General features: G+C 72.4%; 9 protein-coding genes, 1 tRNA gene and 1 other RNA gene. 9 read left to right on the top strand and 2 right to left on the bottom strand.

Going from position 1 to position 13,093, the window contains the following annotated elements; all coding sequences use genetic code 11:
* Positions 1-43: 43 nt before the first annotated feature.
* Positions 44-128, bottom strand: a tRNA-Ser gene (locus EWV39_RS02600).
* Positions 129-283: 155 nt separating this feature from the next.
* On the opposite strand from EWV39_RS02600, the gene ffs reads away from it, so the two are divergent.
* From ffs to recR, 3 genes are all read left to right on the top strand, one after another.
* An RNA gene (ffs, locus tag EWV39_RS02605) (signal recognition particle sRNA small type) lies at positions 284-383 on the top strand.
* Positions 384-540: 157 nt separating this feature from the next.
* Entirely contained in the window at positions 541-3,810 is a 3,270-nt protein-coding gene (locus tag EWV39_RS02610; protein WP_129656722.1) for a DNA polymerase III subunit gamma and tau, read from the top strand.
* 36 nt (positions 3,811-3,846) lie between these two features.
* Positions 3,847-4,719, top strand: a complete 873-nt coding sequence (gene recR, locus EWV39_RS02615; protein ID WP_129656723.1) for a recombination mediator RecR — start codon at positions 3,847-3,849, stop codon at positions 4,717-4,719.
* Positions 4,720-4,753: 34 nt separating this feature from the next.
* Here the strand turns inward: recR and EWV39_RS02620 are convergent, their stop codons facing one another.
* On the bottom strand, positions 4,754-5,578 hold the full coding sequence (locus EWV39_RS02620) for a siderophore-interacting protein (RefSeq protein WP_129656724.1): 825 nt from the start codon (positions 5,576-5,578) through the stop codon (positions 4,754-4,756).
* Between the two features lie 224 nt (positions 5,579-5,802).
* Between EWV39_RS02620 and EWV39_RS02625 the strand changes: the two genes are divergently transcribed.
* The 6 genes from EWV39_RS02625 (at position 5,803) to purL (ending at position 13,000) form a co-directional block, all read left to right on the top strand.
* Complete coding sequence (locus EWV39_RS02625; RefSeq protein ID WP_129656725.1) at positions 5,803-7,098, top strand: aspartate kinase; 1,296 nt, start codon at positions 5,803-5,805, stop codon at positions 7,096-7,098.
* Between the two features lie 4 nt (positions 7,099-7,102).
* Positions 7,103-8,065, top strand: coding sequence for a 3-methyladenine DNA glycosylase (locus EWV39_RS02630; RefSeq protein WP_238147973.1), 963 nt, complete (start codon positions 7,103-7,105; stop codon positions 8,063-8,065).
* A gap of 139 nt (positions 8,066-8,204) precedes the next feature.
* Entirely contained in the window at positions 8,205-9,383 is a 1,179-nt protein-coding gene (locus tag EWV39_RS02635) for a polysaccharide deacetylase family protein (protein WP_238147974.1), read from the top strand.
* Between the two features lie 212 nt (positions 9,384-9,595).
* On the top strand, positions 9,596-9,847 hold the full coding sequence (purS, locus tag EWV39_RS02640; protein WP_129656727.1) for a phosphoribosylformylglycinamidine synthase subunit PurS: 252 nt from the start codon (positions 9,596-9,598) through the stop codon (positions 9,845-9,847).
* 5 nt (positions 9,848-9,852) lie between these two features.
* On the top strand, positions 9,853-10,662 hold the full coding sequence (purQ, locus tag EWV39_RS02645) for a phosphoribosylformylglycinamidine synthase subunit PurQ (RefSeq protein ID WP_420329932.1): 810 nt from the start codon (positions 9,853-9,855) through the stop codon (positions 10,660-10,662).
* Between the two features lie 34 nt (positions 10,663-10,696).
* The gene (gene purL / locus EWV39_RS02650) at positions 10,697-13,000 is read left to right on the top strand and encodes a phosphoribosylformylglycinamidine synthase subunit PurL (RefSeq protein WP_129656728.1); all 2,304 of its coding nucleotides are present in this window, start codon (positions 10,697-10,699) and stop codon (positions 12,998-13,000) included.
* Positions 13,001-13,093 lie beyond the last annotated feature (93 nt).

The following is a 13,093-nucleotide window of genomic DNA, read 5'->3' on the forward strand; positions in this document are numbered from 1 at the left end:
AAAAAGCCCCGGTCCCGCTCGTGAGCGGTACCAGGGCTTGCGGCGGAGGATGGGGGATTTGAACCCCCGAGGGCGTGAACCCAACACGCGTTCCAGGCGTGCGCCATAGGCCGCTAGGCGAATCCTCCAGGCATCCGCTCGACCGCCCGAAGGCGATTTCACGAAAGCGAACGGATTCGAGCTTACACAACGGGCCCGGGGCGTGCCAACTCGTGCCCGCCGAAGGTGGCGCAGAACACGCTCGCCCCGGTGTGACACCCGATCCCGCTCTGGGCTAAGCTGTCGGAAGCCCCTCGCGTGGCGTCATCGTGGAAAACTCCCCCAGGACCGGAAGGTAGCAAGGGTATCCGGGCTCTGACGGGTGCGCGAGGGGTCTTATCCTTTAACCTCCCGGCGCCGGGATCCGCACCGCCCGCGCCCTGCGGATCCGCGGCACGACGCCTCGCAGCGGCCCCTCGACGGCCCGCCCCGCGCCGACCCCTCGTCCCCAGAACCGCAACGGGTCTTATCTTGTCAGTCCGACCCGCTAGGGTTTAACGGGTGAGCACAGCACTGTACCGCCGTTACCGCCCGGAGACGTTCGCCGACGTCATCGGGCAGGAGCACGTCACGGAACCTCTGATGACGGCCCTGCAGAAGAACCGCGTCAACCATGCCTACCTCTTCTCCGGCCCCCGGGGCTGCGGCAAGACCACCTCGGCACGGATCCTGGCGCGCTGCCTGAACTGCGAGCAGGGTCCCACGCCCACGCCCTGCGGGCAGTGCGAGTCCTGCCGCGAGCTGTCCCGGGACGGCTCGGGCTCCCTGGACGTCATCGAGATGGACGCCGCCTCTCACGGCGGCGTGGACCACGCGCGCGACCTGCGCGAGCGCGCGACCTTCGCCCCCGTCCGGGACCGCTACAAGATCTTCATCATCGACGAGGCGCACATGGTGACCCGCGAGGGGTTCAACGCGCTGCTCAAGATCGTCGAGGAGCCGCCCGAGCACATCAAGTTCATCTTCGCGACCACCGAGCCCAACAAGGTGCTCAGCACCATCCGCTCGCGCACCCACCACTACCCGTTCCGGCTCGTGGCGCCCGAGGTGCTGCGCGGCTACCTCAAGCAGCTGTGCGAGCGCGAGGACATCGAGGTGGAGCAGGGGGTGCTGCCGCTGGTGGTGCGCGCCGGCGCCGGCTCGGTGCGCGACTCCCTCTCGGTGCTGGACCAGCTCATGGCCGGTGCCGGGGAGCAGGGGATCACCTACGACCTCGCCGTGGCGCTGCTCGGGTTCACCCACGCGGAGCTGCTGGACAGCGTCGTCGACTCCTTCGCAGCGGGGGACTCCTCCGCCGTGTTCCAGGCCGTGGACCGGGTCATCCAGACCGGTCAGGATCCGCGCCGCTTCGTCGAGGACCTGCTGGAGCGGTTCCGGGATCTGATCATCGTCAAGGCGGTCCCGGAGTCGGCCGCGTCCATCCTGCACGGCATGCCGGAGGACCAGATCGACCGGATGCGGGGGCAGGCGACCCAGCTGGGCGCCGCCGAGCTCTCGCGGGCCGCGGACATCGCCAACTCGGCCCTGACCGAGATGACCGGCGCCACCAGCCCGCAGCTGCACCTGGAGCTGCTGTGCGCCCGGATCCTGCTGCCCACCGCGGAGGACTCATCGCGCGGGGTCAACGCGCGCGTGGACCGGCTGGAGCGCCGGATCAACATGGGCAGCGTCGGCGCCGTGGCCGCCCCCCTGCAGGCGGACCAGGCGGCGGCAACCACCCCGGAGACCCCGGCCGAGCACGCGGCCTCCATGGCCGACGGCGGCATGACCGCCTCGCGTCAGGAAGCCTCCCCCGGCGGCCGCGAGGCGGCCCTGGCGATGGCGCGGCGCAATCGTCCCGTCCCCGCTGGGCAGGAGGACGCGGAGGCCCAGGAGCCGGACACCGGAGAGCAGGGCGCCGCAGCCCCGGGCGCCGATTCCTGGACGGCTCCCGACGAGACCGTGGAGTCCGCTTTCCCGGCTCCCGATGCCGCCCCCTCCGAGGAGACCGGCCAGAACTCGCCCGCCGCGTCCCCGGCCGCCGGTCAGGGACAGCCTCCCCGTCCGGCCGAGCAGGACGGAGCCCCTTCGGCTTCGTCCCCCGCGTCCGGCGACGACGCCCCTCAGTCCTCCCCCGATGAGGGCCAGCAGGCCTACCGCGCCCAGCCGACCTCCCCGGCCGACGCCGGCCAGGTCAACCTCGTGGAGCGCTCGTGGGCCGACGTCGTGGCCGCCGTCGGCAAGCGGTCCAAGGTCGCCCAGGCCACCTTCCGCGAGTGCCGCCCGGCGCGGTTCGAGAACGGCGTCCTCTACGTGGCCTCGAGCGGGCCGGGCATCCAGTCCCGGGTCGAGCGCTATGCCGGCGCCCTGAGCGAGGCGGTCCAGGAGATCCTGGGCCTCGCCTGCACCGTGGCCCTGGACGGCAGCGCCCCCGCGGCCGGGGGCCTGGAAGGTTCCGGCGGACCGGGCGCTCCCGGCGGACCGGGGAGCCCCGGTGCGTCCGGCGGCCCCTCGTGGTCCGGCGGATCCTCCGGCGCCAGCGGCCCTTCCGGCCCTGGCAGCCCCGAGGGATCCGGCGGGGGCGCCCCGCTGGGTGCCCCCGGCGCGGCCTCGCCCGCAGGCGAATACGCACGGAACGCAGGCCCCGAGCCCGGGGCCCCGGCCGGGCGCGCCCAGCGCGAGCAGCAGGACTGGCCCGGCGACGAGCAGTGGAGCCGCGCCGCCCAGCAGGAGAACAGCCAGACCCCGGAGCCCCCGCGTGCGCCCTCGGCCGGCCGTCCCGGGGATCGTGCGGACCGGTCCCAGCCCCTCTCGGACGGCCCCCGCGGCGGGGACCAGGCGTGGCAGCGCCACGGTGAGCCCTCGTCCAACGCGGCCCCCGACTGGTCCGACGACGAGTCGGGCGAGGGCTTCAGCGACTGGGCCGTCGCGACGATCCCCGGCGGCGAGCAGGGCGAACAGGAGGAGCCGGCGTCGCGCCTGCGTGTCGTGCCCGGCGAGGCGGAGCGGGATGCGGACGACCCCTGGACCGGCGGAGACCCCGAGGCCGGGGAGCCCTCCAGCACCACGGCGAGCCTCTCCGTGGTCCCGAGCCCGCCGGAGGACGCCACCGCCGAGGAGGCCCCTGCCCGGGAGCCCTCCGGAGAGGACGCGTCCTCGGCGGCCGAGGAGCCCTCCCGCCCCGCCCACGACTGGTCCGTCGCGGCACGGCGGGCCGGGGCCCCCGGCAGCCCCGTGGACGGGCGCCGCAGCGGCTGGGGCTACTCGGGGCCCGACGGCGCCGCGGGAGCCTCCGACCACCCCTCGAAGTGGCTCCAGCGCAAGCAGCACCTCACCGAGGTCGGCGACACCGGTGAGGGCGAGGGCCCCGGGGCCTCCCCCGGCCCCGGGGGCCCGGCTCCTGAGGCCGCACCAGAACCCGAGGACCGGGCCCCCGCGGCGCCTCCGCAGGGCGGCGTCGCCCCCGCCGAGTCCCACGAGCGGCAACGGCACCTCCACGCCGTGCGGACCGAGGAGGAGCCCTCCCCCGGCCCGGCCGCGGGCGAGCAGCGCGACCAGCGCTCCTTCCGCGAGCGCCACGCGGCGACCATCGCGGCGGGAGCCCAGGGCGGTCCCCGCCGCGGGGAGCCCGTCGTGGATCCCCAGGCCCCGGAGCCGCCGGACGACTGGGACGACTTCGTCCCGGAGCCCGAGGACGAGGACATCGAGGACTCGGCGCTCTACGGCCAGGCTGCCGTGGAGACCATCCTCGGCGGGCGGGTCATCGACGAGCGCCCGCACCATCAGTCGTAGCAGGCCCCGCCGCGGCGGGACCGGGAAAGAGGACCTTTGTACCAGGGAGCTGTCCAGGACCTGATCGACGAGCTCGGCAGGCTTCCGGGCGTGGGCCCCAAGTCCGCCCAGCGCATCGCGTTCCACATCCTCAACTCGCCCGCCGAGGAGATGGAGAAGCTCGCCTCGGCGATCACGATGGTCAAGAGCAAGGTCTCCTTCTGCGAGATCTGCGGGAACATCTCGGAGACGCCGAAGTGCTCGATCTGCCGCGACGCCCGCCGCGACTCCTCGATCATCTGCGTGGTCGAGGAGCCCAAGGACGTCTCGGCGATCGAGCGGACGGGCAGCTTCTCCGGCCGGTACCACGTGCTCGGCGGCTCGATCGACCCGATGCAGGGCATCGGCCCCGAGCGCCTGCGCGTCCGCGAGCTGGTCTCGCGCCTGGCCGACGAGGAGGTCCAGGAGATCATCCTGGCCATGGACCCCAACCTCGAGGGCGAGGCGACCGCCACGTACCTCTCCCGGATGCTCAATCCCATCGGCGTCACCGTCTCCCGGCTCGCCTCCGGGCTGCCGGTGGGCGGCGACCTGGAGTATGCGGACGAGATCACCCTCGGCCGCGCGATGGAGGGCCGCCGGATCCTCACCCCCGGCCAGCGCCGGGCGAAGGCCGCGGAGCAGGCCGCGAGCGTCGCGGACGCGGGGGCGGCGACTCAGGAAGACGACGCCGGGACCGCCCCGAGCACGGGGGACGCCGCCGGCGCGGACGGCGGCGAGGACCGGCCCGCGAGCGCCGAGGGCGAGGCCGCGGCGTCGGCCCCTGAGCAGGCGGCGACGGAGGCGCCGGCGTCCCAGCCGGCGGACCCCTACCGCCGCTATCCCACGCCGCGGCGCGGGGAGAAGTTCGCCAACCCCTGGGCCGACTGACACTCCGCCCCGCTGGCGGCCGGACGGCGTCGCCCTACTTCTCCTTCAGCTTCCAGTAGCCGCTGGAGTACCCGTGCCCCTTGGCGAGCCCGAGCTCCTGGCGCATCCAGGCCCGCAGCGGCCTGATCGCCCCGGACTCCCCCGCCAGCCACATGAACACCTCGCCCTCGGGGACCCCGCCGGCGACGACGGCCTCCGCCAGGGGCGACGCGGCGCCCTCGCGCACCACCCACTCCACCGAGACCCCCTCCGGGGCGTCGATCGGCTGCCGCGACCGCAGCGAGGGCACCTCGAGGACGGCCCGCCCCCGGGCCCCGCGGGGCATGGACTCGAGCCACCGCGCCATCCCCGGCAGCCCCGTCTCGTCGCCGGCCAGCAGATAGAAGTCGTAGCCGTCGTCGATCCGGTACCCGGCCTTGGGGCCCAGGACGTGGACCGGGTCGCCGGGCTCCAGCGCCCGTGCCCACGCCGCTCCGCGGCCCTGCTCGTGCAGCACCACGTTGATCTCCAGCTCCCCGCTCTCCGGGTCGTACCGCCGGACGGTGTACTTGCGGGTGGGCGGGCTCGGCTTGGGCCACACCGGCTTCTCCCCCTTGAGCTCCGGCTCGGGCAGGACGCGACTGCCCTCCGGGGGGATCACCACGCGCACGTACTCCCCCACCAGCCCGCGGGAGTCGATCCTCTCGCCCTGCTCCGCGCAGACGACCCGCCGCACGCTGGGGCTCGCGTCCTCCACCCGCACCGCGCGCAGGACGCGGTAGCGCATGGGGTACTTGACCTTCTCCAGGGGGCGGGGGCCCTCGACGGGCGCAGCCCGCTCGCCCGCCGCATCGGCCCGCTCCGCGCTCTTCTCGCCCATACCGCTCCCTGCCTCCTCCGTGACGCCCCGCCCGAGGCCCGCCGCGGCCACCGCGGCCGCTGCTCCCCACGCTAGCCCCGCTCCGTGAATCCATGAAGCGATCATGTCGCCTGCCAGCGCACCGGATTTCATAGTATGGAAACACTCACAGAAACGCGCCGGTACATGTGGCAGCCGATATTCTGGGTCACGGCCCCGCAAACAGACACCCGTTGGAGACAAGCATGAGCCTCATCGTCCAGAAGTTCGGCGGTTCGTCCGTGTCAGACGCCGAGGGCGTCAAGCGCGTCGCCCGCCGCATCGTGGAGACGAAGGCGCAGGGCAACGACGTCGTCGTGGTCGTCTCCGCGATGGGCGACACCACCGACGACCTGCTCGACCTCGCCCACGAGGTCTCCTCCTACCGCGGCCCCAGCCGCGAGCTGGACATGCTGCTGACCGCCGGCGAGCGCATCTCCATGGCCGTGCTCGCGATGGCGGTGCACGAGCTCGGCGCCCCCGCGCAGTCCTTCACCGGCTCGCAGGCCGGCATGATCACCGACGGGATCCACGGCTCGGCCCGCCTGGTCGAGGTCCAGCCGCACCGCATCCGCGAGTCCGTCGACGCCGGCAACATCGCCATCGTCGCCGGGTTCCAGGGCATGAACCGCCAGACCCGCGACATCACCACCATGGGCCGCGGCGGATCCGACACCACCGCCGTGGCCCTGGCCGCCGCCCTGAACGCGGACGTCTGCGAGATCTACTCCGACGTCGACGGCGTCTTCACCGCCGACCCTCGCATCGTGGGCGCCGCCCACAAGCTCAACCAGGTCTCCAGCGAGGAGATGCTGGAGATGGCGGCCAACGGGGCCAAGATCCTGCACCTGCGCTGCGTCGAGTACGCCCGCCGCTTCAACCTGAAACTTCATGTCCGCTCCTCCTTCAGCGATCTGGAGGGCACGTGGGTCATCCCGAGCGCCACGGACGCGGACTCAGCCGAACTGACGAAGGAGATCCCCTTGGAACAGCCGCTCATCTCGGGCGTCGCCCACGACCGCAGCCAGGCGAAGATCACGGTCGTCGGCGTGCCCGACGTCCCCGGCTACGCCGCCAAGATCTTCGGCTCGCTCAACGACGCCCACGTCAACCTGGACATGATCGTGCAGAACGTGTCCACCAAGTCCGCCGAGCGCACCCACATCTCCTTCACCCTGCCCCAGGACCAGGGCGACACCGCCCTCGCCGTCCTGCGGAAGGTGCAGCAGGAGGTCGGCTTCGAGGACATCGAGTACGACGACTCGATCGGCAAGCTCTCGCTGGTGGGCGCGGGCATGAAGTCCAACCCCGGCGTCTCCTTCCAGTTCTTCGACGCCCTCTCCGAGGCCGGGGTCAACATCGACATGATCTCCACCTCCGAGATCCGCATCTCCGTGGTCACCCGGGCGGACCTGCTCGACGCCGCCGTGCGCGCCGTGCACACCGCCTTCGGCCTGGACCACGACGGCGAGGCCACCGTCTACGGCGGAACCGGCCGCTGAGGGCTTGAGCACCGTTCCGCCGGGCGAGCAGCGCCGCGGCCCGGCCGTGGCGGCCGGGCCGCAGTGGCGCGCGCTCGCCGAGGAGCACCGCGAGCGCGCCGCCGTCTACGCGGAGCCCTTCGTGGAGCGCCGGAACCGGGGCGCGACGCATCCGGTGGAGGACTTCCTCTTCACCTACTACACGCTGAAGCCGGGGCAGTTCACGCGCTGGCACCCGGGGGCCGGCGTCGTGCTGCTGGACGCCGCGGAGCGCCTGGACTGGAAGTTCTACCGGGCCGTCGGCGCCGAGGAGCTGGAGGCCGCGGGGCTCCCTCCCGCGGAGGCCGCCGCGCAGGCCGGGAGCGCGGCGACGGTCGACGTCGAGGACTTCTTCGCCCGCCGCGGCAGCGCCGTGGACTTCACCCGCGAGCTCCTCTCCCTGAGTACTGCGAAGCCCGGGAACTTCGGCTGCTTCGGGATGCACGAGTGGGCCATGGCCTACCGCTCGGAGGAGAACGAGATCCGGCACGAGCACCTCGAGCTGCGACTCGGGCCGGACGGGACGGACAGCGTGGTGGAGTCCCACCGCATCCACTGCACCCACTTCGACGCGTTCAGGTTCTTCCAGCCCCAGGCCGTGGAGCGCAACGAGGTCCAGCCGACGCGCGAGCGGCAGCGGCACCTGGAGCAGCCCGGCTGCCTGCACGCCAACATGGACGTGTACAAGTGGGCCTACAAGCTGCTGCCCCTGGTGGACTCCGACCTGGTCATGGACGCCTTCGAGCTGGCCTGGCAGATCCGGGAGATGGACATGCGGGCGGCCCCCTACGACCTACGGGCCTGGGGCTACGAGCCGATCCCCGTGGAGACCGCCGCGGGGAAGAAGCAGTACGCCACGATGCAGCGTGACTTCGCGGCCCGTTCCACGCAGCTGCGCCAGCGCCTGCTGAACAGCCTGCGGGAGGTCGCGGGCCCCGCCTCCGACTGAGCCGGACGGCGTCGGCGTCATGCTTCCGGACACGGCGTAACCTTCCGCCCGACGCGCCGTCCGCTCCCCTTTTCCGAGGACGATTGCCCTAGCCTGGTGTGGGTTGAAGCACATGCCGCCTATCCAGGAGCCAAGCACCGTGGCCGTCACTCGCCGTACCGTCCTCCTCTCCTCCTCCACCGGGCTCGGGCTCGCGCTGCTGAGCGCGTGCGCCTCGGGGTCCGATGACGCGAGCTCGAGCGCCGAGCAGTCCCCGAGCCCGACGCAGACCCCCGAGCCCGCCCCCACCCCGACGCCTCAGACGCAGGTCTGGGAGGACAACACCACCGTCCCGCACCTGTTCTTCCACTCCCTGGTGGCCGACACCGACCGGGCCTTCGACGGCGACGAGGACGCCGCCGGCTACCTGGACTACATGGCCACGATCGAGGAGTTCGAGACGTTCCTGCGCCAAGCCCACGAGCGCGGCTACGTGCTGATCAGCCCCCACGACATCTACGCCACCGCCCCCGACGGAACGGTCTCCTCCAAGGAGCTGGAGGTCCCTGTCGGCAAGAAGCCGCTGGTCCTGTCCTTCGACGACCTCTCCTACTACGAGTACATGGAGGGCGACGGCTTCGCCGACGACGTGGCCCTCGACGACGAGGGCGGGCTCACCACGACCTACACCGACGCCCAGGGGAAGACCCAGCAGGGCGAGTACGACTACGTGCCGATCCTCGAGCGCTTCATCGAGGAGAACCCGGACTTCTCCCCGAACGGCCGCAAGGGCGTCATCGCCATGACCGGCTACAACGGCGTGCTGGGCTACCGCACCTCCGACCTGGGGTACAAGGACGAGAACCCCGACCTGGAGAAGGACAAGAGGACCGCCACCGAGGTCGCGGACGCGATGAAGGAGCGGGGCTGGGAGTTCGCCTCCCACACCTGGGGCCACCTCAGCTGCACCGAGATGCCGCTGGCGACGCTGCAGGAGGACATGGGCAAGTGGAAGGCGGAGGTCGAGCCGATCGTCGGGAAGACCGACCTGCTGATCTACCCCTTCGGCGCGGACATCGCCGGGCCCGAGCCCTACTCCGAGGCGAACGCCAAGTTCGCGTTCTACAAGGCCGAGGGCTTCAACGCCTTCTTCAACGTCGACGCCAGCTCGCCGGCCTGGAACCAGTACGGCGGCCGCTCGCTGCGCCAGGCCCGGATCAACGTGGACGGGATCAGCCTCAAGGCCGCCGTCGAGGGGAAGAACGACGTCCTGAACGGGTTCTTCGACCCGCACGCAGTGCTGGACCCGGCGCGGCCCGCCTCGATCGCCGGGTCCTGAGCAGCCGGCATCGCCGGGTCCTGAACAGCCGGCGAAGGGCCCGTCGAGCCCGCCCCGCGCCGCCTTCCGGCCCCGGTCCGCGCCCGGCCCCGCGTCCGGGTAGACTGGACGGGCAAGCTCGCGGAGCGTCCCGGATCCGAACATCCCGACGTGAGACGGCAACCGGTACCCCTCCGCGCACTGGATACCCACACCGCGTAACAGGAGCCCGGATGCCCCGCATCATTGTTGACGTCATGCCCAAGCCAGAGATCCTCGACCCCCAGGGCAAGGCCATCGCCCGCGAGCTGCCGCAGATCGGGATCGACGGCTTCGCCGGCGTCCGCCAGGGCAAGCGCTTCGAGCTGACGGTCGAGGGCGAGGTCACCGAGGCCCACCTGGCCGAGGCCCGCCGCGCCGGCCAGGAGCTGCTCTCCAACCCGGTGATCGAGGACGTCGTCAGCGTCTCCGTGGCGGAGGACTGATCAGCGTGGCCGACTCCTCCGTGACCCTCGAGACGCCCCTGATCGCCGACCTCGGCCAGGAGGCCGCCGACTCCCGGCTCGCCCGGGTGCGCGTCGGCGTCGTGGCCTTCCCCGGGACCCTCGACGAGCGCGACGCCGCCCGGGCCGTGCGCCTGGCCGGCGGCACCCCCGTCCCCCTCTGGTACAAGGACTCCGACCTGCAGGACGTCGACGCCGTCGTCGTCCCCGGCGGCTTCTCCTACGGCGACTACCTGCGCGCCGGCGCGATCGCCGCCAAGGCCCCCATGATGACCGCGGTGGCCCGCGCCGCGCAGTCCCGGGGCACCTCCGGCTCCTCGCCGCTGCCGGTGCTCGGCATCTGCAACGGCTTCCAGGTGCTCACCGAGACGCACCTGCTGCCCGGCTCGATGATCAAGAACGACCACCTGAAGTTCCTGTGCCGCGACCAGCGCCTGGCGGTCGAGAGCACCGCGACGCCGTGGACCGCCGCCTTCGAGCCCGGCGAGGAGATCGTCGTGCCGCTGAAGAACCAGGACGGCCAGTACGTGGCCGACGAGGGGACGCTGGCGGAGCTCGAGGCGGAGGGCCGCGTCGTCTTCCGCTACGCGGGCGGGAACCCCAACGGCTCCCGCAACGGCATCGCCGGCGTGGCCAACGCGCGCGGCAACGTCGTCGGGCTCATGCCCCATCCCGAGCACGCCGTGGAGCCCGGCTTCGGCCCCTCCTCCTCCGGCTCCGGGCCCGTCGCGATGCGCTCCGGGACCGACGGCCTGCGCATCTTCTCCTCCCTGCTCCACCAGCTCGTCTCCGCCTGAGCGCGGCACCGAACCCTTTAGGACTCACCACCCCATGACCGAACAGCAGTTCAACCTGGACACCGTCGAGCACGCGGCGGACACCCCGGACACCGAACTCCCCTGGGCCGAGCTGGGCCTGAAGGAGAACGAGTTCGACGACGTCAAGAAGATCCTCGGCCGCCGGCCCACCGCCGCCGAGCTCGCCATGTACTCGGTCATGTGGTCCGAGCACTGCTCCTACAAGTCCTCCAAGGTCCACCTCAAGCAGTTCGGCCAGAAGGTCACCGAGGAGATGGGGAAGGACCTGATGGTCGGCATCGGCGAGAACGCCGGGGTGACCGACATCGGCGACGGCTGGGCCGTGACCTTCAAGATCGAGTCCCACAACCACCCCTCCTACGTGGAGCCCTACCAGGGCGCGGCGACCGGCGTCGGCGGCATCGTCCGCGACATCATCTCGATGGGCGCCCGGCCGGTGGCCGTGATGGACCCGCTGCGCTTCGGCGCGATCGACCACCCGGACACCGCGCGCGTGGTGCACGGCGTCGTCGCGGGCGTGGGCGGCTACGGCAACTCCCTGGGCCTGCCCAACGTGGGCGGCGAGGTCGAGTTCGACCCCTGCTACCAGGCCAACCCGCTGGTCAACGCGCTGGCGGTGGGGGTCATGCGGCATGAGGACATCCGGCTGGCCAACGCCTCCGGGGTCGGCAACCAGGTGATCCTGTTCGGCGCCCGCACCGGCGGGGACGGGATCGGCGGAGCCTCGGTGCTCGCCTCGGAGTCCTTCGACGACTCCAAGCCCTCCAAGCGCCCGGCCGTGCAGGTCGGCGACCCCTTCGCGGAGAAGGTGCTCATCGAGTGCTGCCTCGAGCTGTTCAAGGGCTCGGTGGTCGAGGGCATCCAGGACCTGGGTGCCGCGGGCATCTCCTGCGCCACCTCGGAGCTGGCCTCCAACGGCGAGGGCGGCATGCACGTGGACCTCACCCAGGTCCTGCTGCGCGACCCGACCCTGACGCCCGGCGAGATCCTGATGTCGGAGTCGCAGGAGCGGATGATGGCGGTGGTCTCGCCGGCCAACATGGAGTCCTTCGAGCGGATCATGGAGAAGTGGGACGTCGAGTACTCGGTGCTCGGCGAGGTCAACGACTCCCGGCGGCTGACCATCGAGTGGGACGGCGAGATCATCGTCGACGTCGACCCCCGCACCGTGGCCCACGAGGGCCCCACCTACCAGCGCCCCTACGAGCGCCCCGAGTGGCAGGACGCCGTGCAGGCCGACCGCTTCCCGGGCTCCGAGGCCGACGCCGCCCGCCCCGCCGGGACGGATCTGCGCGGCGCCGTCCTGGAGCTCATGGCCTCCCCCAACCTGTGCTCCAAGGGCTGGGTCACCGACCAGTACGACCGCTACGTGCAGGGCAACACCGCCCTGGCGCAGCCCGACGACGCCGGCGTCGTGCGCGTGGACGAGCAGACCGGGCTCGGCGTCGCGCTGAGCACCGACGCCAACCCGCGCTACGCCTACCTGGACCCCTACGAGGGCGCGCGGGCCTCGCTCGCCGAGGCCTACCGCAACGTCGCCACCAGCGGCGCCCGCCCGGTCGCGGTCTCCGACTGCCTGAACTTCGGCTCCCCCGAGGATCCGGCGATCATGTGGCAGTTCGCCGAGGCCGTGCGAGGCCTGGCCGACGGCTGCATGGAGCTGGGCGTCCCGGTGACCGGCGGCAACGTCTCGCTGTACAACCAGACCGGCGGGCAGGCCATCAACCCGACCCCGGTGGTCGCGATGATGGGCGTGCTGGACGACGTCGGGCGCCGCACCCCCTCCGGCTGGGAGGCGGACCAGGACGGCCAGGCGATCTACCTGCTGGGCGAGACCGCCGAGGAGCTCGACGGCTCCGAGTGGGCCCGCCTCCGCGGGCACCTGGGCGGACTGCCCCCGAAGGTCGACCTGGCCGCCGAGCGGCAGCTGGGCGACATGCTGGTCAACATGTCCCGGGACGGGATGATCGACTCGGCGCACGACGTCGCCCAGGGCGGCCTCGCGGCCTCGCTCTCCGAGGCCTGCCTGCGCTTCGGCGTCGGCGCCCGGATCGGGCTGGGCGAGGTCGCCGAGCGCGACGGCGTGGACACCTTCGCGATGCTCTTCTCCGAGTCCCAGGCCCGCGCCGTCGTCGCGGTGCCGCGCTCGGAGGAGGTCCGCTTCAAGGACATGTGCACGGCGCGGAACTTCCCGTACGCCCGGATCGGCGTGGTCGACGCCGAGAACGGCGCCCTGGACGTCCAGGGCGAGTTCTCCCTGGACCTGACCGAGCTGCGCGAGGCCCACGAGGGCACCCTGCGGCGGCACTTCGGGTAGCGGGCCGCCCCGGCGACCCAGGGCCGCGTCGTCTCGTCGAGGCGGCGCGGCCCTTCGTCGTCCGAGACCTTGCACGCCGCCCCCGGGGGGCCG

Origin of the sequence: Rothia halotolerans, assembly GCF_004136635.1 — a bacterium.
Taxonomy (GTDB): domain Bacteria; phylum Actinomycetota; class Actinomycetes; order Actinomycetales; family Micrococcaceae; genus Rothia; species Rothia halotolerans.

Bases quoted from the DNA above. Each gene is read 5' to 3' on its own strand.
- EWV39_RS02620 (WP_129656724.1), bottom strand. From the start codon at position 5,578: ATGGGCGAGAAGAGCGCGGAGCGGGCCGATGCGGCGGGCGAGCGGGCT.
- purL (WP_129656728.1), top strand. From the start codon at position 10,697: ATGACCGAACAGCAGTTCAACCTGGACACCGTCGAGCACGCGGCGGAC.
- purS (WP_129656727.1), top strand. From the start codon at position 9,596: ATGCCCCGCATCATTGTTGACGTCATGCCCAAGCCAGAGATCCTCGAC.
- EWV39_RS02625 (WP_129656725.1), top strand. From the start codon at position 5,803: ATGAGCCTCATCGTCCAGAAGTTCGGCGGTTCGTCCGTGTCAGACGCC.